19 protein-coding genes are annotated in these 22,814 nt (G+C 53.8%); 8 read left to right on the forward strand and 11 right to left on the reverse strand.

Annotated features, from left to right (window positions below; translation table 11 throughout):
* Window positions 1-4: 4 nt before the first annotated feature.
* From pta to maeB, 6 genes are all read right to left on the reverse strand, one after another.
* Window positions 5-1,021 (reverse strand): phosphate acetyltransferase, encoded by a 1,017-nt coding sequence (pta, locus tag NA197_RS15775; protein ID WP_000582914.1) that lies wholly within the window; start codon window positions 1,019-1,021, stop codon window positions 5-7.
* Window positions 1,018-1,821 carry an ethanolamine utilization cob(I)yrinic acid a,c-diamide adenosyltransferase EutT gene (gene eutT, locus NA197_RS15780; protein ID WP_001581618.1) on the reverse strand — a complete coding sequence of 268 codons (804 nt, stop codon included), beginning with the start codon at window positions 1,819-1,821 and terminating at the stop codon, window positions 1,018-1,020. The genes pta and eutT overlap by 4 nt, the downstream gene beginning before the upstream one ends.
* Window positions 1,818-2,507: an ethanolamine utilization acetate kinase EutQ gene (gene eutQ / locus NA197_RS15785; RefSeq protein WP_000733861.1), complete on the reverse strand. Its 690-nt coding sequence runs from the start codon at window positions 2,505-2,507 to the stop codon at window positions 1,818-1,820. Before eutQ ends, eutT begins: the two co-directional genes overlap by 4 nt.
* Entirely contained in the window at window positions 2,485-2,964 is a 480-nt protein-coding gene (gene eutP, locus NA197_RS15790) for an ethanolamine utilization acetate kinase EutP (protein WP_000820754.1), read from the reverse strand. The genes eutQ and eutP overlap by 23 nt, the downstream gene beginning before the upstream one ends.
* A gap of 12 nt (window positions 2,965-2,976) precedes the next feature.
* On the reverse strand, window positions 2,977-3,312 hold the full coding sequence (eutS, locus tag NA197_RS15795; protein ID WP_001031445.1) for an ethanolamine utilization microcompartment protein EutS: 336 nt from the start codon (window positions 3,310-3,312) through the stop codon (window positions 2,977-2,979).
* A gap of 416 nt (window positions 3,313-3,728) precedes the next feature.
* Window positions 3,729-6,008 (reverse strand): NADP-dependent oxaloacetate-decarboxylating malate dehydrogenase, encoded by a 2,280-nt coding sequence (maeB, locus tag NA197_RS15800; protein ID WP_000344299.1) that lies wholly within the window; start codon window positions 6,006-6,008, stop codon window positions 3,729-3,731.
* Between the two features lie 271 nt (window positions 6,009-6,279).
* On the opposite strand from maeB, the gene tal reads away from it, so the two are divergent.
* Together tal and tkt are read left to right on the forward strand one after the other, a co-directional pair.
* Window positions 6,280-7,230, forward strand: a complete 951-nt coding sequence (tal, locus tag NA197_RS15805) for a transaldolase (protein WP_001072449.1) — start codon at window positions 6,280-6,282, stop codon at window positions 7,228-7,230.
* Between the two features lie 19 nt (window positions 7,231-7,249).
* Window positions 7,250-9,250 (forward strand): transketolase, encoded by a 2,001-nt coding sequence (gene tkt, locus NA197_RS15810; RefSeq protein ID WP_023218196.1) that lies wholly within the window; start codon window positions 7,250-7,252, stop codon window positions 9,248-9,250.
* 62 nt (window positions 9,251-9,312) lie between these two features.
* On the opposite strand, the gene NA197_RS15815 is transcribed toward tkt, so the two are convergent.
* From NA197_RS15815 to nudK, 3 genes are all read right to left on the reverse strand, one after another.
* The gene (locus tag NA197_RS15815; protein WP_000700635.1) at window positions 9,313-9,543 is read right to left on the reverse strand and encodes a hypothetical protein; all 231 of its coding nucleotides are present in this window, start codon (window positions 9,541-9,543) and stop codon (window positions 9,313-9,315) included.
* Window positions 9,544-9,670: 127 nt separating this feature from the next.
* Window positions 9,671-10,714: a DUF1176 domain-containing protein gene (locus NA197_RS15820; RefSeq protein WP_001581632.1), complete on the reverse strand. Its 1,044-nt coding sequence runs from the start codon at window positions 10,712-10,714 to the stop codon at window positions 9,671-9,673.
* A gap of 124 nt (window positions 10,715-10,838) precedes the next feature.
* Window positions 10,839-11,414 carry a GDP-mannose pyrophosphatase NudK gene (gene nudK / locus NA197_RS15825; protein WP_000084037.1) on the reverse strand — a complete coding sequence of 192 codons (576 nt, stop codon included), beginning with the start codon at window positions 11,412-11,414 and terminating at the stop codon, window positions 10,839-10,841.
* Between the two features lie 203 nt (window positions 11,415-11,617).
* Between nudK and pbp4b the strand changes: the two genes are divergently transcribed.
* Complete coding sequence (pbp4b, locus tag NA197_RS15830) at window positions 11,618-12,916, forward strand: penicillin binding protein PBP4B (protein WP_001581635.1); 1,299 nt, start codon at window positions 11,618-11,620, stop codon at window positions 12,914-12,916.
* Between the two features lie 448 nt (window positions 12,917-13,364).
* Here pbp4b and aegA read toward each other — a convergent pair whose 3' ends face one another.
* Window positions 13,365-15,326 (reverse strand): formate-dependent uric acid utilization protein AegA, encoded by a 1,962-nt coding sequence (aegA, locus tag NA197_RS15835; RefSeq protein ID WP_064042925.1) that lies wholly within the window; start codon window positions 15,324-15,326, stop codon window positions 13,365-13,367.
* 185 nt (window positions 15,327-15,511) lie between these two features.
* Here aegA and narQ point away from each other — a divergent pair, with 185 nt between their 5' ends.
* Together narQ and acrD are read left to right on the forward strand one after the other, a co-directional pair.
* Window positions 15,512-17,212, forward strand: coding sequence for a nitrate/nitrite two-component system sensor histidine kinase NarQ (gene narQ / locus NA197_RS15840; RefSeq protein ID WP_064042924.1), 1,701 nt, complete (start codon window positions 15,512-15,514; stop codon window positions 17,210-17,212).
* Window positions 17,213-17,396: 184 nt separating this feature from the next.
* Window positions 17,397-20,510, forward strand: coding sequence for a multidrug efflux RND transporter permease AcrD (gene acrD, locus NA197_RS15845; RefSeq protein ID WP_023194223.1), 3,114 nt, complete (start codon window positions 17,397-17,399; stop codon window positions 20,508-20,510).
* A gap of 101 nt (window positions 20,511-20,611) precedes the next feature.
* Here the strand turns inward: acrD and ypfM are convergent, their stop codons facing one another.
* Window positions 20,612-20,671: a protein YpfM gene (gene ypfM / locus NA197_RS15850; protein ID WP_001386977.1), complete on the reverse strand. Its 60-nt coding sequence runs from the start codon at window positions 20,669-20,671 to the stop codon at window positions 20,612-20,614.
* A gap of 412 nt (window positions 20,672-21,083) precedes the next feature.
* Here ypfM and NA197_RS15855 point away from each other — a divergent pair, with 412 nt between their 5' ends.
* Genes NA197_RS15855 through NA197_RS15865 form a run of 3 tightly spaced genes read left to right on the forward strand, consistent with a single transcriptional unit; the run spans window position 21,084 to window position 22,799 of the window.
* Window positions 21,084-21,440: an ArsC family reductase gene (locus NA197_RS15855; RefSeq protein WP_000631925.1), complete on the forward strand. Its 357-nt coding sequence runs from the start codon at window positions 21,084-21,086 to the stop codon at window positions 21,438-21,440.
* A 3-nt stretch (window positions 21,441-21,443) separates the two neighbouring features.
* Window positions 21,444-22,571, forward strand: coding sequence for a succinyl-diaminopimelate desuccinylase (gene dapE / locus NA197_RS15860; protein WP_001277825.1), 1,128 nt, complete (start codon window positions 21,444-21,446; stop codon window positions 22,569-22,571).
* 27 nt (window positions 22,572-22,598) lie between these two features.
* Window positions 22,599-22,799, forward strand: a complete 201-nt coding sequence (locus NA197_RS15865) for a YpfN family protein (RefSeq protein WP_000383839.1) — start codon at window positions 22,599-22,601, stop codon at window positions 22,797-22,799.
* Window positions 22,800-22,814 lie beyond the last annotated feature (15 nt).

The following is a 22,814-nucleotide window of genomic DNA, read 5'->3' on the forward strand; positions in this document are numbered from 1 at the left end:
CCGTTCATTCAACCAGTGTGTGTAAGCTGCGTTCGCGGCTCACGTCAGCCTGGCGCGGCACGGCTGCCACCAACGCCAGTTCGATAATTTCCTGCACGCTACAGCCTCGGGAGAGGTCGTGAAGCGGCGCGGCAAGCCCCTGAATTAGTGGCCCAACAGCGCGATAGCCTCCCAGACGCTGAGCGATTTTGTAGCCAATATTGCCCGCCTCCAGCGACGGGAAAATCATCACGTTGGCGCGGCCTTGCAGCGGGCTGTCAGGCGCTTTTTGCGCGGCGACCTCCGGTACAAAAGCGGCGTCAAACTGCAATTCACCGTCCACAAGCAGTTGCGGCGCACGTTCGCGAACGAGCTCTGTCGCCTGCTGCACGTTGGCAACATTGGGGTGACGGGCGCTGCCGTTGCTTGAAAATGACAGCATCGCCACGCGCGGCTCTTCGCCGGTAATGGCCCGCCAGGTGTCGGCGCTGGCGATAGCGATATCCGCCAGCTGCGCCGCCGTCGGCTGCGGCACTACGCTGCAATCGGCGAACCCTAATGCCGGGCCGGCATACTGCGGCAGCATCAGGAAAATAGACGACAATGTTTTGCACCCGGGTTGCAGGCCAATCACCCGCAGCCCTGCGCGCAGCACATTCGCCGTTGACGACAGGTTGCCTGCGATACACACATCAGCCTCACCGGCGCTCACCATGGCGGCAGCGAACATTAGCGGGTCGCTAAGCTTTTCCACTGCGTCCGGCGGCGTTTTTTCTCCGGCACGGGCAAGCCAGCGTTGCGCAAAACGCTGGCGCATACTCAGGTTGCTGTGTGGGTCGATGACCTGAATGCCATCCATCGCCATACGATGACTCAGGGCAAACTGACGCAGCGCAAACGGACTGGCGACCAGAACGGGGCGAGCCAGACCGCACTGTTGCAGGTAATGCGCCGCTTTCAGCACGCGTTCGTCCAGCGCATCGGGAAAGACGACTCTGGCGGGGGCGCGTACCGCCAGTTCGCGGGCGCGTTCAATGATCATGGCTTCTCTCCCAACCGTTGTTGAATTTGGGCGACCGCCAGCGGATGTTTCGCCACGCTCAAAATCATCATCACGTAAACCGTGCTGGAGAGACGGTTCAGCGCCTGTAAAATGTCCGGGCGCAAGACCTCAAAACTACGGGTAATAAACACTTGTGCGGCGAGGGTTTCCGTTTCACGGACTTTGGTTCGCAGGAGATTAAGCAGCGCCGCATCGCGACCGTGGCTGGCCTCCGGCACCAGGTGATCGTGGTCGAGATAGCGCAGCGGCTGGTGGGAAAGCCGATGCAGCTCATCCTCGTTGAGCCCGACGATAGACTGCGCCGCCAGCGGTTCATCTATAGCGTCGGCGCGCATAATGTTGCCCAGCCGCGAGCGGATATCGAAAAGCCACGGCTGCCAGGGTTCCGCCAGTTCGATTTGTAGCCACACGGTTAGCGCGATGGCGCTGTCGAGCGCGGCGCGAAAGCCGAGGCGCGGGTCGCTTTTGGCGACCATTTTGTCCGCCGTCAGATGGGTCAGCGTATCGGGCTTTTTCACCACCGGCTGGCGGCACAGTTCACAGCAGGCCTGTGGGTGCGTATCGCTACTGGTTAAGCCATGTACCGGCTGCGGCTGCTGTTCGTCATCATCGACAAACAGCCGGCCTTGCTGATCCAGAAACTTAATGCGCAGGCGACGACTTTCCAGCAGTTCCCGGGCCGAGGGCGTCAGTCGTGCATCAGCGGGCAGATGGATTTCCGATCCTTCGCTGAGCGTGTGATTCGCTCTGAGCCACGTTTCGGTGATGAAATCGTTCATACGGATTGCCAGTTTGCAGGCCAGGCGACGTACAGAAAGCGCACGGACGTTGGCGTGCCAAATTCAATGCTGGAGCCTTTAGGGATGAACATGACATCTCCGGCTTTGGCAATCATGGTTTCGCCTTCATGGCGTACGTGCAATTCGCCCTCCAGCACCATGTCGATTTCGTCGTAGTTCAGCGTCCACGGGAAAAAGGCGTTGTCCCACTGCATAAACCCGGCGGCCATGCTGCTGCCATCCTGCTCTGTAACCAGATCGGTTAAGCCGACGCAGTGCGGTTCGGCGCCGTCGAAGCGGCCAAATTTCACGCTGCTGCCGTCAATGACTTTCACGCCGCCTTTACCCGTGACGGAGGTAAAGCTCGGCTGCATCGTCCCCAGTTCCAGCGACTGCTTTTCCTTCAGCACTTTTTCCATCAACTGCGCCACCAGGCTTTCAGTAAACTGCCCTTCCGGGAGCTGCGCGATGATGGCTTCCCGAATGCGCTGGCTTTCGCTTTTACACGCCTGCGCCGATGTGGATGCCGGGACGGGCTCGTCGCATTCGGTAATCGTGAAGCCCAGTAGTTCCGCCACTTCGCGAGCCTCCGGGGTAATAATGCTGGCGCGCAGCACTACCGACATCGCCTGTTCGCCGCGGGCGTGGGCCGCACGAATATCGTTAGCTGTGATAAGTTTTTTCACCTGCCTCTTCCTCCTGTTCACTGAGAGCCGCCAGATAATCCACCAACTGCCGCACGCTTTGCGGGTCGTGGCCGTTGAGCTCGAAAATCGGCTCCCGGAATCCAGTCTCGCAAAGCAACTGCCGCGTAGCAGCGACGTCGGCATCCGGCATGTCCGTTTTGCTGATAACGGCGATATGTCGTTTACGGGTTCCAACATCCAATAACCCGGCAGGTAAGCGACTTTCTTTATCGTTTGCCGCGTGGACATAAATCAGCGTGTCCACATCCTGCAACGTGGTAATTAAGGCGTGATACCAACGGGGATGGCTAAAATATTCACCCGGCGTATCGATATCGCCATGATCATTAAATTCCACGGCCTGCGTTTTTCTGGCGAGGGAATAATTTCCCCGTAACGCGTTAAAAAGCGTTGTCTTTCCGGCACCGACCGCGCCGACAAAAGCAATACGTTTCATTACCGCCACCAATTAACTTTTTGTTAACTCACACAGGGTAAAGTTTAATAATCGCCCCAGCCCGCTGACCGTCTGTAATAGCGCTTCTTCTACTGCGCCGACGGTGCCATAAATCACCAGCGCACCGCTAAATCTGTCGAGAAAACCGATGTGTACATCCGCAGCCTTCATCGCTAAATCGCCAGCGATCATGGCCGTTTCTCCCGGCGTTAAGGTCATAATGCCAATCGCGCCAGCATCGGGAACGCCGATCTTTTTCGCCAGTTCTTCACCAGGGTGCGCAATGAGATGCGCCAGCGTGACCTGTTTGCCCGGCACAAATTCCTGAATAATGCGTTCTTTATTCATTGCTCACCGTCTCCACTGAAACTGCCGTCATCGTGGCAATTTTTTGTCGGAGTAAATAACAAAATTCGGCAAGGTGATGTAAAAGGTGAGGTAGATCACTAAGAGAAAGAAAATAAAAGGGACTTCTGTCGAAGGTGTTAACGATAAATATCGTGGTGCATCACATTTTCAGGCGTCATTCTGAATTTAAGCTTGTTCCTCAATAAATACCCACCGGCTATTCTTTGTATTACTATTATTGATAAAAATAATGCGTATCACTCGATTTGTGCATAGTACAGATTCAGTGAAATAAGTAGGGGTAACGCAATAGGTTCCAGAATATCCCCACCCGAGCCTTTCATGCCATGGCGAAGCCCAGCGGCGCATAAAAAAAGCGCAGGAGAACCTGCGCCAGAAGAGAGAGTAATGCGTTATTAAAGCGGCGTGGTTTGCGCTTCAACTACCGCTAACGCCACCATATTCACGATACGGCGTACAGAGGCGATCGGCGTTAATACATGTACCGGTTTAGACACGCCCATCAGGACCGGGCCGACCGTGACGCCTTCGGAACTGGAGACGCGGAGTAAGTTGTAACTAATGCGGGCGGCTTCCATATTCGGCATCACCAGAATATTGGCGGCTCCCTTCAGCGGGCTATCCGGCATCCGGTCATTACGAATACTTTCCACCAACGCCGCATCACCGTGCATCTCACCGTCAATCATCAGATCGGGCGCTCGTTCGCGTACCCGCTCAAGGGTTTCGCGCATTTTGCTGGCGGACAGCGAATTTGAGGAACCAAAGTTAGAGTGCGACAACAGCGCGACTTTCGGCTCAATACCAAAGCGGCGAACGGTTTCCGCCGCCATTACGGCGATCTCCGCCAACTGTTCCGGCGTGGGATCTTCGTTAACATAAGTATCGGCGATAAAAGTGTTGCCGCTTGGCAGCAGTAAGGCGTTCATCGCCCCTGCCGTATGCACGCCGTCACGGTAGCCAAAGACCGCTTTCACGACGCTGAAATGCTCATGGTAGTCGCCGATGGTGCCGCAGATCATCGCATCCGCTTCCCCACGCTGCACCATGATCGCGCCAATGGCCGTATGGTTGCCGATCATCGCACGCTGCGCCTGTTCCTGAGTTACCCCGCGACGCTTCATGATCTGGTAATACTCGCTCCAGTACTCTTTGAAGCGCGGATCGGATTCATTATTCACGATCTCGAAATCAACGCCCGCTTTGATCTGTAGCCCCAGTTTCTGGATACGCATTTCGATCACGCTCGGACGTCCGATCAGGATGGGCTTCGCCAGCCCCAGGGTTATCAACTCCTGGGTTGCGTGCAGCACGCGCGCCTCTTCCCCTTCCGGCAGCACTACACGCTTCGGATCTTTGCGTGCCTGCGAGAAGATCGGCTTCATGAACAGGTTGGTTTTGTAGACAAACTCGGTCAGTTTATCGATATAGGCATCAAAGTCAGCAATCGGGCGCGTCGCCACGCCGGAATCCATTGCCGCTTTCGCGACCGCCGGAGCGATTTTGACAATCAGACGCGGGTCAAACGGTTTCGGAATAATGTATTCCGGCCCAAAGCTCAGGTCCTGATCGCCATAGGCCGAGGCCACCACTTCGCTCTGTTCGGCGTGCGCCAGCTCGGCAATCGCACGGACCGCCGCCAGTTTCATCTCTTCGTTGATCGCCGTCGCGCCGACGTCCAGTGCGCCGCGGAAGATAAACGGGAAGCACAATACGTTGTTCACCTGGTTCGGATAGTCGGAACGACCGGTACAGATGATGGCGTCCGGACGCACTTCTTTCGCCAGCGGCGGCAGAATTTCCGGTTCCGGGTTAGCCAGCGCCAGAATCATTGGCGCGCGGGCCATTTTCTTCACCATCTCCTGAGTCAGCACTTTCGGGCCTGAACAGCCGAGGAAAATATCCGCGCCGTCAATGACCTCATCCAGCGTGCGCTTGCCGCTGTCGTCTACCGCATAGGCCGCTTTGGTCTCCGCCATATTTGGCTCACGGCCTTTGTAAATAACGCCTTTGGAGTCGCACACCACGATATTGTGCTTTTGCATCCCCAACGCGACCAGCAGGTTCATACAAGCGATTGCCGCCGCCCCTGCGCCGGAGACGACCATCCGTACGTCGGAAATATTTTTCTCTACGACTCGCAGGCCATTAAGAATGGCGGCCGTACTGATGATCGCCGTTCCGTGCTGATCGTCATGGAAAACCGGGATGTTCATGCGCTCGCGCAGTTTCTGTTCAATGTAGAAACATTCCGGCGCTTTAATGTCTTCGAGGTTAATGCCGCCAAAGGTCGGCTCCAGCGCTGCGACCACATTGATAAATTTGTCCGGATCAAGCTCATCGACTTCAATGTCAAACACATCAATGCCGGCGAATTTTTTAAACAGAACGCCTTTGCCTTCCATGACCGGCTTGCCGGCCAGCGCGCCAATGTTGCCTAACCCCAGCACCGCTGTACCGTTGGAAATGACCGCGACAAGGTTGCCGCGCGCGGTGTATTTGTAGGCTGCCAGCGGATCTTTTTCGATTTCCAGGCAGGGCGCCGCCACGCCTGGCGAGTAAGCCAACGCCAGATCGCGTTGGGTGGCAAGGGGCTTAGTCGGAGAAACCTGAATTTTACCGGGTACCGGAAATTCGTGGAAATCAAGGGCGCTTTGTTTTAACTGCTCATCCATCTTGTTGTTCCTTTCACGTATCGTTCAAAAAGTGACGCGGCCTGGTGCGCCGCACATTATCACCGTACTGCGCAACACAAACTTTGAAGGTCTGCAAACTATCACGACGCAGCGCAAGAGTTTGTTATCAACTTATAACGGCCATGTTACCTGCTTATACCAGCAATACCATGCCTGTCTGCTATGCTTTTTGGTTATGTAGTGTATCAATCTTTCAGAAGTGTGAATCAACACACTCATCTAACACTTTACTTTTCAAGGAGTATTTCCTATGAACCAGCTAGACGGCATCAAACAATTCACTACCGTCGTCGCCGACAGCGGCGACATCGAGTCCATCCGCCATTACCAGCCGCAGGATGCCACGACAAATCCCTCTTTACTGTTGAAAGCCGCCGGGCTTGAGCAGTATGGTCATTTGATTGAGGATGCGATTGCCTGGGGGAAAAAACACGGCGGTACGCAGGAACAGCAGGTTGCGGCAGCCAGCGATAAACTGGCGGTCAATTTTGGCGCGGAAATACTGAAAAGTATTCCCGGTCGCGTCTCCACTGAAGTCGACGCGCGGTTATCATTCGATAAAGAAAAAAGTATCGAGAAAGCGCGCCATCTGGTGGGTCTCTACCAGCAGCAGGATGTTGATAAATCACGCATTCTGATCAAGCTCGCCGCGACCTGGGAAGGTATTCGCGCCGCCGAACAGCTCGAAAAAGAAGGCATTAATTGCAACCTGACGTTGTTGTTCTCTTTTGCCCAGGCGCGCGCCTGCGCCGAAGCGGGCGTCTATTTAATCTCTCCGTTCGTGGGCCGAATTTACGACTGGTATCAGGCGCGTAGTCCGCTGGAACCGTATGTCGTGGAGGAAGATCCCGGCGTGAAATCGGTACGCAATATCTACGATTACTTTAAACAGCATCGCTATGAAACCATCGTGATGGGGGCAAGTTTCCGCCGTACTGAGCAAATCCTCGCGCTAACCGGCTGCGATCGACTGACTATCTCCCCTAACCTGCTTAAGGAGCTGAAAGAAAAAGAAGAACCGGTAATCCGTAAACTGGTGCCTTCCTCACAGATGTTCCACCGTCCTACGCCAATGACGGAAGCGGAGTTCCGCTGGGAACATAATCAGGACGCGATGGCCGTAGAGAAGCTGTCGGAAGGTATCCGTCTTTTTGCCGTTGACCAGCGCAAACTGGAAGACCTGCTTGCCGCCAAACTATAAACCTTGCATGGAGTGATTTATGTCCCGTAAAGACCTTGCCAATGCGATTCGTGCGCTGAGCATGGATGCCGTTCAAAAAGCCAATTCCGGGCACCCCGGCGCGCCGATGGGGATGGCGGATATCGCTGAAGTGCTATGGAACGATTTTCTTAAACATAACCCCACCGATCCGACCTGGTATGACCGTGACCGTTTTATCCTTTCCAACGGTCACGCCTCCATGCTGCTCTATAGTCTGCTGCATTTAACCGGGTATGACCTGCCGCTGGAGGAGCTAAAAAACTTCCGTCAACTGCACTCTAAAACGCCAGGTCACCCGGAGATTGGCTATACGCCCGGCGTTGAAACCACCACCGGGCCGCTGGGCCAGGGGCTGGCGAATGCCGTCGGGCTGGCGATTGCCGAGCGTACGTTAGGCGCACAGTTCAACCGGCCGAACCATGAGATTGTCGACCACTACACCTATGTCTTTATGGGCGACGGCTGTCTGATGGAGGGGATCTCGCATGAGGTGTGTTCGCTGGCTGGTACGCTGGGACTGGGCAAACTGATCGGCTTTTACGATCACAACGGCATCTCCATTGATGGCGAAACCGAAGGCTGGTTTACCGACGATACCGCCAAACGTTTTGAAGCCTACCACTGGCATGTCGTGCATGACATTGACGGACACGATCCGGAGGCGGTGAAAAAAGCCATTCTGGAAGCCCAGAGCGTAAAAGATAAACCCTCGCTAATTATCTGTCGGACGGTGATAGGTTTTGGCTCGCCGAATAAAGCCGGGAAGGAGGAGTCGCACGGCGCGGCGCTGGGCGAAGAAGAGGTGGCGCTGACCCGCCAGAAGCTGGGATGGCACCATCCGGCATTCGAGATCCCAAAAGAGATTTACCGCGCGTGGGATGGCCGTGAAAAAGGCGAGAAAGCGCAGCAGCAGTGGCAGGAAAAGTTTGCAGCTTATGAGAAGGCTTATCCTGAGCTGGCCGCGGAGTTTACCCGCCGGATGAGCGGCGGACTGCCGGAGGCATGGGAATCCGCCACGCAAAAATTTATTAACGACTTGCAGGCTAATCCGGCCAAAATCGCCACCCGTAAAGCATCGCAAAATACGCTCAATGCCTACGGTCCCCTGTTGCCGGAACTGTTGGGCGGATCGGCGGATCTGGCGCCGAGCAACCTGACTATCTGGAAAGGTTCGACCTCGTTGAAAGAGGATCCGGCAGGTAATTATATTCACTATGGCGTGCGCGAATTCGGCATGACCGCCATTGCCAACGGCATCGCCCATCACGGCGGCTTTGTACCGTATACCGCCACGTTTCTGATGTTTGTCGAATATGCGCGTAACGCGGCGCGTATGGCGGCCTTAATGAAAGCCCGGCAGATTATGGTCTATACCCACGACTCCATCGGTTTGGGCGAAGATGGCCCGACGCACCAGGCCGTGGAACAACTGGCGAGCCTGCGCTTAACGCCAAACTTCAGCACCTGGCGTCCCTGCGATCAGGTTGAGGCGGCGGTCGGCTGGAAGCTGGCCATTGAACGTCAGCACGGGCCGACGGCGTTGATTCTCTCGCGGCAAAATCTGGCGCAGGTGGAACGCACGCCGGAACAGGTGAAAGCAATTGCCCGCGGCGGTTATATTCTCAAAGATAGCGGCGGCAAGCCGGATATCATTCTGATCGCTACCGGATCGGAAATGGAAATTACCCTCCAGGCGGCGGAAAAATTGACTGGCGAGGGGCATAACGTTCGCGTGGTGTCGTTGCCTTCAACGGATATTTTCGATGCGCAGGACGAGGCATATCGCGAATCAGTGCTACCGGCGCACGTGACCGCCCGCGTCGCGGTGGAAGCCGGTATAGCCGACTACTGGTATAAATATGTTGGCCTAAAAGGCGCAATTATCGGCATGACGGGATACGGTGAATCCGCCCCGGCTGACAAACTGTTCCCGTATTTTGGCTTTACCGTGGAAAATATTGTAGAAAAAGCCCGCCGGGTGCTGAACATCAAAGGCTAAGGCGAGCGTTAGCAACACAGACTTTGCGCAGTCTGCAGACCTGTTCTGTAGGCTGTGCAAAATTACTTCGTAGACTCAGGCGCATCTGACTGCCCGATGACGACCTCATCAATGGATTTATGGCACATCAGGCAAAAGGCCTTTTTTTTATGCGCCTGCAATGTTGAATCCCACGCCGCTGATCCGCCTTCTTTATTCACTTTTTCTCTTATCGCCGCCAGCCGATCTATTTCATAATAAGCGCTCAGGCAGCCACAATGGGGGCATAATACGGGGCCATTATTTATTTTCATACTATTTCCTGCTGTGGTGAGGCTATCGGGTAAAGTAACAATCCTACCGTAACGTAGCAATCTCTATACCATAAATGAAACCTCAATAGGTGTATCCCTATTCTGAAAAGGGGATAACAACCAGGATTCAACGCGTGATCCACAGCGTAGGCCAGGCATCCGGCCCGTGCCAGTTATCGCAGCTCGGTTCTTCGGCATAACGCACCAGATGAAAACGATCGCCATCATAACGCCAGCGCGTCTGGATACCACAGTCGGTTAACCCCCGCCCTTTCGCCAACGTCACCAGCTCGCGCGTTTTCTCGTCAAAGAAGGCGTTCATCAACTCCATGTCATTACTTTCGACGCCGCGATTAAACGGCAGCCGCAAACGCACGGCGCGCGAGACGAGCGTTTTTTTGCGTGAAACTACCCAGGCGAGATCAATAGTGTTATAGGCGCCAGCTTCGCAGTTAACAATCAATAACGCTTTATCATCCGTCAACGCGCTGACCTGCGTCTCGCGACGCAGCGGGTCAAGCGAACAACGAATGCCGTTTACCCGCCATGCTGCGTAGTCCAGCAGATCGTCGCGTTCTTCCTCACTCAGCGGTACGGGCGTTGGATTAATAACGGCGATCCCCTTTAATGCCGGTGCCGGGGGCACGCTGAGCGGCGGTTCGTTTCCTTTTTCAATCCAGGCGGTTTCGCTGCCCACACGTTTTTGTTGCGCGTCGATAAACAGTAATGCCGCTTTTAATCCCGCCAGCGAAAGCGTCTGAACGCCGTTTTTTAAGGTGATGGCCTGCGCATCCTGAATCGTCTGTAAAAATGTGGTGATGGTGGCAGGATCGCCGGTCATGAGATGCCAGGGCGACACGCGCCAGTGTGGACTGTTGAACGAAAGCGGTTTGCCATCCAGCAATAAGCGAGGCGCAATTGCGGCTTCTTTAGCGTCGGGCGGCGCCAAACCGCCGCGATCGATGCGCAGTACCGCATCGGTACGCGCCCCGGCGCTGCGGCTTAATGTCATCACCAGCCCATGATGTTCGCCAGTATTGCGCGCTACGCAAAAATTTTGGTTATTGCAGGTGACCTGCCAGTCGGAAAAAGTCCGTTGCGCTGGCGCAGCCCACAGTAGCTGGACCGGCAACAGGCCAAACAGACAAAAAAGAATAACGCGGTAGCGCATGAACGGAACAACCCCAGATTCAGAACAACACAGCTCAGGCGGTATCTTCCTTGCGCGCCTCAGGGTTCTCAATCAGATTTATCGGATTGGTCTTTTTTGTGTAAAGAAATATATTTCTTTTTTTTCAGTCCATTAGATGAGACGTCTGTAAATAGTTAAGCAATAACACGGTCTTACCGTCCCGAATCTCGCCTGAGCGCACCATTTCCAGCGCCCGGGAAAACGGTAGTTCAAGCACCTCAATCTCTTCGTCCTCCACGCCGCCGCCGATGCTGGCGCGCTCGCTATCATGATATTCGGCAATGAAGAAATGAATCAGCTCCGTGACGCCGCCTGGCGACATATACAGCTCAAATATCTTGCGTACCTCGCCAACGTCATACCCTGTCTCTTCAATGGCCTCTTTACGGATACAGACCTCCGGCTCGTCGTTATCAAGCAGGCCAGCGCAGGTTTCAATTAACATACCGTCTTGATTACCGTTGACCCATGTCGCCACGCGAAACTGGCGAACCAGAACCACGGTTTTTTTAGTTGAGTTGTAAAGCAGAATAGTTGCGCCATTCCCGCGATCGTAAACCTCACGCTTGTGACGGATAACCTCGCCATTACGACGGGTCAGGTCATAGGTAATGTTGCGCAGAGTAAAATAATTATCAGAAAGAATTTTATCCTTAATAAGCGTAATGGTTTGCGACATGCTGGCTCCAGGGTGTAAAAAGAGCATTAATATTACGCCGTGAGGTCGGTTTTGTCTGCTGAAGGGTTAATCCTTAATGCCGACTGAACGGACGTACAGCCATATTTTTCTGTCACTGCCATGACCATATTCTGCTTCTCCGGGCCGCAGAGTCCATGCTCGCGATATGATTTGACGGCCGGAGTGAGACTGAGGGAATCATCATGAAATTTACTCTCGTTGCGACGGTTCTACTGACGTTTTCCCTTTCAGCTTTTGCCGTTGAGTATCCGGTATTGACCACCGCGAGCCCTGATCAGGTGGGGTTTGATAGCCAAAAACTTCACCGACTTGATGGCTGGATTCAAAATCAAATTGATGCCGGATATCCCAGCATCAATCTTCTGGTGATAAAAGATAATCATATTGTTCTACAAAAAGCCTGGGGCTATGCCAAAAAATATGACGGTTCCACGCTGTTAGCCCATCCCATTCGGGCGACCACTAACACGATGTATGACCTGGCTTCAAACACAAAAATGTATGCCACTAACTTTGCATTGCAAAAACTGGTGTATGAAGGAAAAATAGATGTCAATGATTTGGTATCAAAATACATCCCCGGCTTTAAGGATATGCCTGGGGATAAAATAAAAGGCAAAGATAAACTCCGCATTATTGATATTCTTCATCACGTCGCGGGCTTTCCTGCCGACCCACAATATCCCAATAAAAACGTCGCCGGTAAATTATTTTCACAGAGTAAAAGCACTACTCTGGAGATGATTAAAAAGACACCGCTGGAATATCAACCTGGGTCGAAGCATATCTACAGCGACGTGGATTATATGATTCTTGGTTTTATCATTGAATCGATAACGGCAATGCCATTAGATCGCTACGTCGAAACCACCATTTATAACCCGCTCGGATTAAAACATACCGTCTTTAACCCGCTGATGAAAGGCTTCACGCCGCCGCAAATCGCCGCAACGGAACTACACGGCAATACGCGTGACGGCGTGATTCATTTCCCCAATATTCGCACCAATACACTATGGGGCCAGGTGCATGATGAAAAAGCCTGGTACTCAATGGGCGGCGTTTCAGGACACGCCGGACTGTTTTCTGATACCCATGATATGGCTGTGTTAATGCAAGTCATGCTCAATGGGGGCGGCTACGGTAACGTGAAGCTATTCGACGACAAAACGGTTGCGCAGTTTACTCGCCGCTCGCCAGAAGACGCTACCTTTGGTCTGGGATGGCGCGTTAACGGCAACGCCTCAATGACCCCCACGTTCGGGGTATTAGCCAGTCCGCAAACGTATGGACATACCGGATGGACCGGAACGCTGACGTCTATCGATCCGGTTAATCATATGGCGATTGTGATTTTAGGTAACAGGCCGCACTCGCCGGTAGCAAATCCTAAAGTGAATCCGAATGTTTTTGTCAGTGGATTATTACCTGCGGCGACGTATGGCTGGATTGTTGACCAGATATATGGTTCCTTAAAATAAAAATTAAGAGCCTGTCCTACCAGGCGTTATTGGCGCAGCCAGTTTGGACACGGACAGCGCGCAAAAACCGGAGCGTACACGTAGTACGTGAGGTTTGACTCGCTACGCTCGCCCTTCGGGCCGCCGCAAGCGGCGTTCAAAACGCTAACGCGTTTTGGCGAGCACTGCCCAGGTCCAAAATGGCAAGTAAAATAGCCCTAATGGGATAGGCTCTAAGAAGGGATTCTGATAGCGTCCCTTCCTTCAATTTACACTCTATTTTCAATACTAAGATTGGCCTCATCAGGCCTGTTAAACGTCGACCCGACGGGAAAATGTTTATCGCAGGGCGTTCAGCCCTGCGAGCGTCAACATTTCTGCAAACGGAGTAAGGTTAGCCAATAAGTTTAAGATTTTTTATCACTCAATCATTTAACCGTACCAGGCCTTAACCGGCCTACAAATACGCTTATTTAGCTAACCAGTCGAGTATCCCCTGTGCGGCATGTCGGCCTTCTGCCATCGCTGTCACCACCAGATCGGCGCCACGCACCGCATCGCCGCCGGCGAAGATTTTCGGGTTGGACGTCTGGTAACGAAACTCGCTCTCGACGCTGGCGGCAATACGTCCCCAGTTATCCACCTTCACGCCATGCGATTCCAGCCACGACATACCATGCGGATGAAAACCAAACGCCATAATGACCGCATCCGCCGGCATCACGAACTCGCTGTCCGGTACAGGTACCGGGCGGCGTCGCCCCTGACCATCCGGTTCGCCAAGCCGCGTACGCAAAAAGCGAATACCGCTGGCGCGCCCGTGCGTATCTAGCACCAACTCAACCGGCTGAACGTTAAATTCAAAGTTCGCGCCCTCTTCCCGCGCGTTTTTCACCTCTTTTTTCGACCCTGGCATATTGGCCTCATCGCGGCGATAGGCGCAGGTGACGTTGGCAGCGCCATGACGCAGCGCCGTACGTACGCAGTCCATTGCGGTGTCACCGCCGCCCAGCACAACCACGTTAAGGCCCGCAGTATCAATAAACGGCTCGTCAGGCAACGCCGGAAGCCCCATCACCTGTTTGGTATTGGCGATGAGGAATGGCAACGCATCATATACCCCCGGCGCGTCTTCATTCGGTAAATCAGCCTTCATGGAACGATAGGTTCCTACCCCGACAAAGACGGCGTCATAACTCTCCAGCAGCGTCTCCAGAGAAATATCTTTCCCTACTTCGCAGTTAAGCTCGAAACGAATCCCCATCGCGCTGAAGATTTCCCGACGGCGCGCCAGCAGAGATTTATCCAGTTTGAAAGCCGGAATACCAAAGGTGAGCAAACCGCCGATTTCAGGGTGGCGATCGTAGACGGTGGCGCTTACGCCATGGCGCGCCAGCACGTCAGCGCAGGCAAGACCTGCCGGCCCCGCGCCGATAATCGCCACGCGCTTATCGCTCTTCTGTACGTCCGACAGGTCGGGACGCCAGCCTTTGCTCAGAGCGCGATCGGAGATATAGCGCTCAATGTTGCCGATGGTAACCGCGCCATACTCATCGCGGAGTGTACACGCGCCTTCGCATAGCCGATCCTGCGGACAGACGCGCCCGGTAATTTCCGGCAGACAGTTGGTCTGGTGGGAAAGCTCTACCGCCGCATCAATATCGCCGGCTTTCACCAGTTCGATCCACTGGGGAATATGGTTATGCAGCGGACAGGTCCATTCGCAGATACTGTGTTCCCCGCATGTGAGGCAGCGGGCCGCTTCACGCTCCGCCTGCGCGGCGCGAAACGGCAGATAAATTTCCTCAAAGGTGGTTTTACGCGCTTCAATCGCCAGTTTATCCGGTTCGCCGCGCGGCGGCGTCGCCTGCATACGCTCGACTTTGCTGCTTGCTGTCCCACGGTGTTGTGTATCAACGGTACGCCAGGGGCGAATCTCCTGCCGGGCGGTACGCAGCCGTCGCGTTTTAGCCAGACGGGTCAACGAGTCTTCGGTGACCAGTTGCAGCGCATCCGCCGGGCAATTTTCCACACAAGCCGGACCCTGTTCACGTCCCTGACACAGATCGCATTTATGCGCGCTGGCTTTGAACTGGTTTGGCGCGACGGGCGTCAATACCATCTGCATGGTGCCGAATGGGCAGGCGACGACGCAGGATTTACAGCCGATGCACTTCTGCGCATTGACCTGCACGCTGTCGTTAATATGCGCGATCGCGCCGTTCGGACAGCTACGGGCGCAGGGCGCATCTTCGCAATGGTGACATGTAACCGCGCTGCGCTGGCGCTGATGTTTGATGACAGTAATTCGGGGCTGATAGCGCTGTGGCGTCAGAACATGTCGCTCATCATTGTGAGCCATTACGCAGGCGACCTCGCAGGCATGGCATCCCAGACACTGCTGGCTATTGGCCATAATAAAACGATTCATGGCGTCCTTCTGTTTTGGTTGCAAAAACCTTATTCTTTATATGAGCATTGTTATTAACTGACGAAGGCGGGGTCGGCAATGTTCATCTGCCCAGGAAGCACAACTATCTGTCCAGAACCTGTGGCAGATCAATTTATTTCAAAGCAAATGAAATTGCGGTTCAGCTAAATGCGGGGAGTACCAGTGTGACGGTTAAACGCCCGGTCTCGGCCAGTCTGGCTAAGGCTTTTTTCTATATTGTGCTGTTGTCTATTCTGTCCACCGGCAGCGCATTACTGACGCTGACCAGCAGTTTACGGGATGCCGAAGCGATCAATATCGCCGGTTCGCTACGAATGCAGAGCTATCGGCTGGGTTACGATCTGCAAAGCCGTAGCCCGCAGATTAATGCGCATCGTCAACTTTTCCAGCACGCGCTCAACTCGCCGGTACTGCAAAATCTCAACGCCTGGTATGTGCCGCAGGCGGTGAAAACTCGCTACGCGCGCCTGCACGCCAACTGGCTGGAGATGAATAGCCGCCTACAGGATGGCGACATTCTCTGGTATCAGTCCAATATCAACAATTACGTCGATCAAATTGATCTCTTCGTTCTGGCGTTACAGCATTACGCCGAGCGTAAAGTCATGCTGGTCGTCGCCATATCGCTGGCGGGCGGTATCGGCATATTTACGCTGGTCTTTTTTACCCTACGGCGTATTCGCCAGCAGGTCGTTCGCCCGCTGAATCAACTGGTCACCGCCAGTCAGCGAATTGAACATGGTCAGTTCGCCCCGCTGCCGCTGGATACCAGCTTACCCAATGAGCTGGGATTGTTGGCGAAAACGTTTAGTCAGATGTCGAGCGAGCTGCATAAACTTTATCGTTCGCTGGAAGCCTCGGTGGAAGAAAAAACGCACGATCTGCACGAAGCGCACCGCCGCCTGGAGGTGTTATACCAGTGCTCCCAGGCGCTGAATACCAGCCAAATCGATGTCCACTGTTTTCGCCATATTTTGCAAATTGTCCGTGAACATGACGCCGCCTGGTATCTGGAGTTAACCGTGGGCGATAACTGGCGGATTAGCGAAGGCACGCAAAGCCCCGACCTGCCGATGCAAATGCTGCCAGTGACGATGCAGGACACGGTCTATGGCGAACTCCACTGGCAAAGCCCCAACGTTAATGCCTCTACGCCGTTGCTGAACAGCGTCTCCACGATGCTGGGGCGTGGTTTGTACTTTAATCAGGCGCAAAAACACTTCCAGCAACTTTTGTTAATGGAAGAGCGCGCGACGATTGCCCGTGAGTTACACGATTCGCTGGCGCAGGTACTTTCTTATTTACGTATTCAGTTAACGCTTTTGAAGCGCGCCATTCCAGAAGATAACGCCGGCGCGCAAAGCATCATGGCGGATTTTTCCAGAGCGCTGAACGACGCCTACCGTCAGCTTCGCGAGCTACTCACCACGTTCCGTCTGACGTTACAGCAGGCCGATTTACCCTCCGCATTGCATGAGATGCTGGAAGATTTACAGAGTCAGACTCCGGCTAAACTCACGTTGGATTGCCGTTTACCCACGCTGGCGCTGGATGCGCAAATGCAGGTGCATTTATTGCAAATTGTGCGTGAAGCGGTCCTGAACGCCATTAAACACGCCAACGCGAGCGAAATCGCCGTGAGCTGCGTCACCGCGCCTGACGGCGATCATACCGTTTATATTCGCGATAATGGCATTGGTATCGGCGAACCGCATGAGCCTGCCGGACACTATGGTCTGAATATAATGCGTGAGCGCGCGGAACGGCTTGGCGGCACGCTGAATTTTTCGCAACCCTCCGGCGGCGGCACACTGGTCAGTATCAGTTTTCGCTCCTCCAACAAGGAAGAGAGTCAGTTAACGTAAAGAACGGCAAATCGCCGGAAGGCCAGATGTCAGGCTTTCCGGCGTTGGCACAAAAAGTATGCTGTAAAAGCGCATGATAATTTACATTATCTCCTTTATTTCTCCACGTTTGGCTCGTAGCTTGCCGCTACAGTGAAGCAGTTCAAATCTATAACGATATGTAGAAACACGAGGTTTCCCTTTAATGGCGAATTTTTTTATCGATCGCCCCATTTTTGCCTGGGTGCTGGCTATCCTGTTGTGTCTGACAGGGGCGTTAGCCATTTTCTCTTTACCTGTTGAACAATATCCCGATCTGGCGCCGCCCAACGTACGTATTACCGCGAATTATCCGGGAGCGTCGGCGCAAACGCTGGAAAATACCGTAACCCAGGTTATTGAGCAGAATATGACGGGCCTCGATAATCTGATGTACATGTCATCACAAAGCAGCGGAACCGGACAGGCGACCATCACGCTGAGCTTTATTGCGGGAACCGATCCTGATGAGGCGGTTCAGCAGGTGCAAAATCAGTTACAGTCCGCGATGCGTAAACTGCCGCAGGCGGTACAGGATCAAGGCGTCACGGTACGCAAAACGGGCGATACCAATATTTTGACCATCGCTTTCGTCTCTACCGACGGTTCTATGGACAAGCAGGATATCGCCGACTACGTCGCCAGTAATATTCAGGACCCGCTCAGCCGCGTCAACGGCGTGGGCGATATTGACGCTTATGGTTCACAGTACTCTATGCGTATCTGGCTCGATCCGGCCAAATTGAATAGTTTTCAGATGACCACGAAAGACGTGACCGATGCGATTGAGTCGCAGAATGCGCAAATCGCCGTCGGGCAGCTTGGCGGTACGCCTTCGGTCGACAAGCAGGCGCTGAACGCCACCATTAATGCGCAGTCGCTGCTGCAAACGCCGCAACAATTTCGCGATATCACCCTGCGCGTTAATCAGGACGGTTCCGAGGTCAAACTGGGCGATGTCGCCACCGTGGAGCTGGGGGCGGAAAAATATGACTACCTCAGCCGTTTTAACGGCAATCCGGCTTCCGGCCTTGGCGTTAAGCTGGCCTCCGGCGCGAACGAAATGGCGACCGCAAAGCTGGTACTGGATCGCCTCAACGAGCTGGCGCAGTACTTCCCTCACGGCCTGGAATACAAGATCGCGTATGAAACCACCTCCTTTGTCAAAGCCTCGATTATCGATGTGGTCAAAACGTTGCTGGAAGCTATCGCGCTGGTTTTCCTGGTGATGTATCTGTTCCTGCAAAACTTTCGCGCCACGCTCATTCCGACGATCGCCGTGCCGGTAGTATTAATGGGCACCTTCTCCGTGCTTTACGCGTTTGGCTACAGTATTAACACATTAACCATGTTCGCGATGGTGCTGGCGATCGGGCTCCTGGTCGACGATGCCATCGTGGTGGTGGAAAACGTCGAACGTATCATGAGCGAAGAGGGGCTCACGCCGCGTGAAGCGACGCGCAAATCCATGGGACAAATCCAGGGGGCGCTGGTCGGTATCGCGATGGTGCTGTCTGCGGTATTCGTGCCGATGGCGTTCTTTGGCGGTACCACCGGGGCGATTTATCGTCAGTTTTCTATCACCATTGTCTCGGCAATGGTGCTGTCGGTGCTGGTCGCCATGATCCTGACGCCGGCGCTGTGCGCAACGTTATTAAAACCGCTGCACAAAGGCGAACAACACGGGCAACGCGGATTTTTCGGCTGGTTTAACCGTACCTTCAATCGTAATGCCGAACGTTATGAGAAAGGCGTAGCGAAAATTTTGCATCGCAGCCTGCGCTGGATTCTGATTTATGTTCTGTTGCTTGGCGGCATGGTGTTCCTGTTTTTGCGTCTCCCCACCTCCTTTCTGCCGCAAGAAGATCGGGGCATGTTCACTACGTCTATCCAGCTACCGAGCGGTTCTACGCAACAGCAGACCCTGAAAGTCGTTGAAAAGGTTGAAAACTATTACTTCACCCATGAGAAAGACAACATTATGTCGGTCTTCTCGACGGTAGGTTCCGGCCCTGGAGGGAATGGGCAAAACGTCGCACGCATGTTTGTTCGCTTGAAAGACTGGGACGCGCGCGATCCCACCACCGGCTCCTCGTTCGCCATTATTGAGCGGGCGACAAAAGCGTTTAACCAGATTAAAGAAGCTCGCGTCTTCGCCAGCAGCCCGCCGGCAATTAGCGGTCTGGGCAGCTCCGCCGGTTTTGATATGGAATTACAGGATCACGCCGGAGCAGGCCATGACGCGCTGATGGCCGCACGAGATCAACTCATTGAGCTGGCCGGGAAAAACAGTTCCTTGACCCGCGTGCGTCACAACGGCCTGGACGACAGCCCGCAACTGCAAATTGATATTGACCAACGGAAAGCGCAGGCGCTGGGCGTATCGATTGACGATATCAACGACACCCTGCAAACAGCCTGGGGGTCGAGCTACGTCAACGACTTTATGGACCGGGGCCGCGTGAAGAAGGTCTATGTTCAGGCCGCAGCGAAATATCGTATGTTGCCGGATGATATTAATCTTTGGTATGTCCGTAACAAAGAGGGCGGCATGGTCCCCTTCTCCGCCTTCGCCACCTCGCGCTGGGAAACCGGATCGCCGCGTCTGGAACGCTATAACGGCTATTCGGCGGTAGAAATTGTCGGAGAGGCCGCGCCGGGGGTCAGTACCGGGACGGCGATGGATGTCATGGAGTCGTTGGTGCATCAGCTACCGGGCGGTTTTGGCCTGGAATGGACAGCCATGTCTTACCAGGAACGGCTCTCCGGCGCGCAGGCGCCTGCGCTGTACGCTATTTCGCTATTAGTCGTCTTCCTGTGTCTGGCGGCATTGTATGAAAGCTGGTCGGTGCCCTTCTCGGTGATGCTGGTTGTGCCGCTCGGGGTCATCGGCGCGTTACTCGCCACCTGGATGCGCGGGCTGGAAAACGATGTTTACTTCCAGGTGGGGCTGTTGACCGTTATCGGCCTCTCGGCGAAAAACGCGATTCTGATTGTGGAATTCGCCAACGAAATGAATCAGAAGGGACACGAGCTGTTAGACGCCACGCTGTACGCCAGCCGCCAGCGCCTGCGACCGATACTGATGACTTCGCTGGCATTTATCTTTGGCGTATTGCCGATGGCCACCAGCACCGGGGCAGGCTCGGGTAGCCAACATGCTGTCGGAACCGGCGTGATGGGGGGAATGATCTCAGCAACCATTCTGGCTATCTTCTTTGTACCCCTGTTTTTCGTGCTGATACGTCGCCGCTTCCCGCTGAAGCCGCGCCCGGAATAAGCTCCCGGCCAGCCTGATACGGGTCATCGGGCACAAAAAAGGCGACTTTCGTTGAGTCGCCTTTTCTTATCCTCTATGGGAGCGCGGTGCCTTCCAGGCATTTATTTACGAAGCATGACTTCGATAAAATCTTTCCAGTTCCCCAGTTCACGTTCAATCATAATAGCCTCTCTTATTATTATGGGTATTCTACGTAGTTAGCGGTATAGAGAGAAGTTCATTTAACCGATTGTTGCGATATCCTCTGGTTATGCTGTCTATGATATTACTATGGCGCTGTAGCCGTAAATTTTATGTGACTTACTGCAATATTTAGCAACATTAATACCTTTTCTACTACTTTATCAAATTGGGTTAAAAAACAAACAATTGCATATGCACAAAATAGGATTTATTCCACGAAGTATAAACAAGCCACATCTGGAACGTTTTGGAATCATTATTCACATTCACTCAACAATGTTATATTGATTGCCGATCAGTGCTGGATAAATAACCATAAACGGCCACACTTATTATCCCGCAGACGATACTATTGATTATTTATTCGAATTTCGCGTTAAAGGATTCAATATGATTACCCTCTATGGCATTAAGAATTGCGACACGATCAAAAAAGCGCGCCGTTGGCTGGAGGAGCATGGCATTGATTATCGTTTTCACGATTACCGTGTGGATGGCATAGACCTCCCTCTTCTTAATACCTTTATTGCCGAACTCGGCTGGCAGCCTCTACTGAATACGCGCGGCACAACATGGCGCAAACTGGATGAAGGCCACCGCAGCGGGATTACCGATGCCGACTCCGCCGCTGCTCTCATGGTTGAACAGCCGGCAATCATCAAACGCCCATTGCTCTGCGCGCCCGGGAAGCCTATGCTGCTTGGTTTCAGTGAATCCCGTTATCAGCAGTTTTTTGATGAGGTGTAGTCTATGTCGTGCCCGGTTATTGAGCTGACACAGCAACTTATTCGTCGCCCCTCCCTGAGTCCGGATGACGCAGGCTGTCAGGCATTAATGATTGAACGCCTGCGTAAAATCGGTTTTACCATTGAGCATATGGATTTTGGCGACACGCAAAATTTTTGGGCATGGCGTGGGCGTGGCGAAACGCTGGCGTTCGCCGGGCATACTGACGTCGTACCGGCTGGCGATGTCGATCGCTGGATCAATCCGCCGTTTGAACCTACGATTCGCGACGGAATGTTGTTCGGTCGCGGCGCGGCGGATATGAAAGGTTCACTGGCGGCCATGGTAGTGGCTGCTGAACGTTTTGTTGCGCAGCATCCTCATCACCGGGGCCGTCTCGCATTTTTGATTACCTCTGATGAGGAAGCCAGCGCAAAAAATGGCACCGTAAAGGTGGTTGAAGCGCTGATGGCCCGTAACGAGCGGCTGGATTACTGTCTGGTCGGCGAACCCTCCAGTACCGAAATTGTGGGCGATGTCGTCAAAAACGGACGTCGCGGTTCCCTCACCTGTAACCTCACTATTCATGGCGTTCAGGGGCACGTCGCCTATCCGCATCTGGCGGATAACCCTGTTCATCGCGCTGCGCCTTTTCTTAATGAACTGGTCGCTATCGAGTGGGATCGGGGCAATGACTTTTTCCCGGCCACCAGTATGCAGGTAGCCAATATCCAGGCAGGCACCGGCAGCAATAATGTCATTCCCGGCGAACTGTTCGTGCAGTTTAACTTCCGTTTTAGCACGGAACTGACCGATGAGATGATCAAAGAACGGGTACATGCGCTGCTTGAGAAGCATCAGCTACGCTATACCGTAGACTGGTGGCTTTCCGGTCAGCCGTTCCTGACCGCGCGCGGCAAGCTGGTGGACGCGGTGGTAAACGCCATTGAGCACTATAATGAAATTAAACCGCAATTACTGACGACGGGCGGTACGTCCGACGGACGTTTTATCGCCCGTATGGGAGCGCAGGTGGTAGAACTGGGGCCGGTGAACGCCACCATTCATAAAATTAATGAATGTGTGAATGCCGCCGATCTCCAGCTACTGGCCCGTATGTATCAACGTATTATGGAACAGCTCGTCGCCTGATGAGCGTTCCGGTAAGAGGAAATAAGCATGGACTGGCTGGCAAAATATTGGTGGATTCTGGTATTGGTGTTTCTGGTAGGCGTACTGCTGAATGTGATCAAAGATCTCAAACGCATCGACCATAAGAAATTCCTTGCCAACAAACCTGAGCTGCCCCCGCATCGCGATTTTAACGATAAGTGGGACGATGAAGACGACTGGCCGAAGAAAGATCAGCCGAAAAAGTAACCGGATAACATGCCG

The organism is Salmonella sp. NW884 (assembly GCF_051700745.1).
In the GTDB taxonomy this organism is placed as follows: Bacteria; Pseudomonadota; Gammaproteobacteria; order Enterobacterales; family Enterobacteriaceae; genus Salmonella; species Salmonella enterica.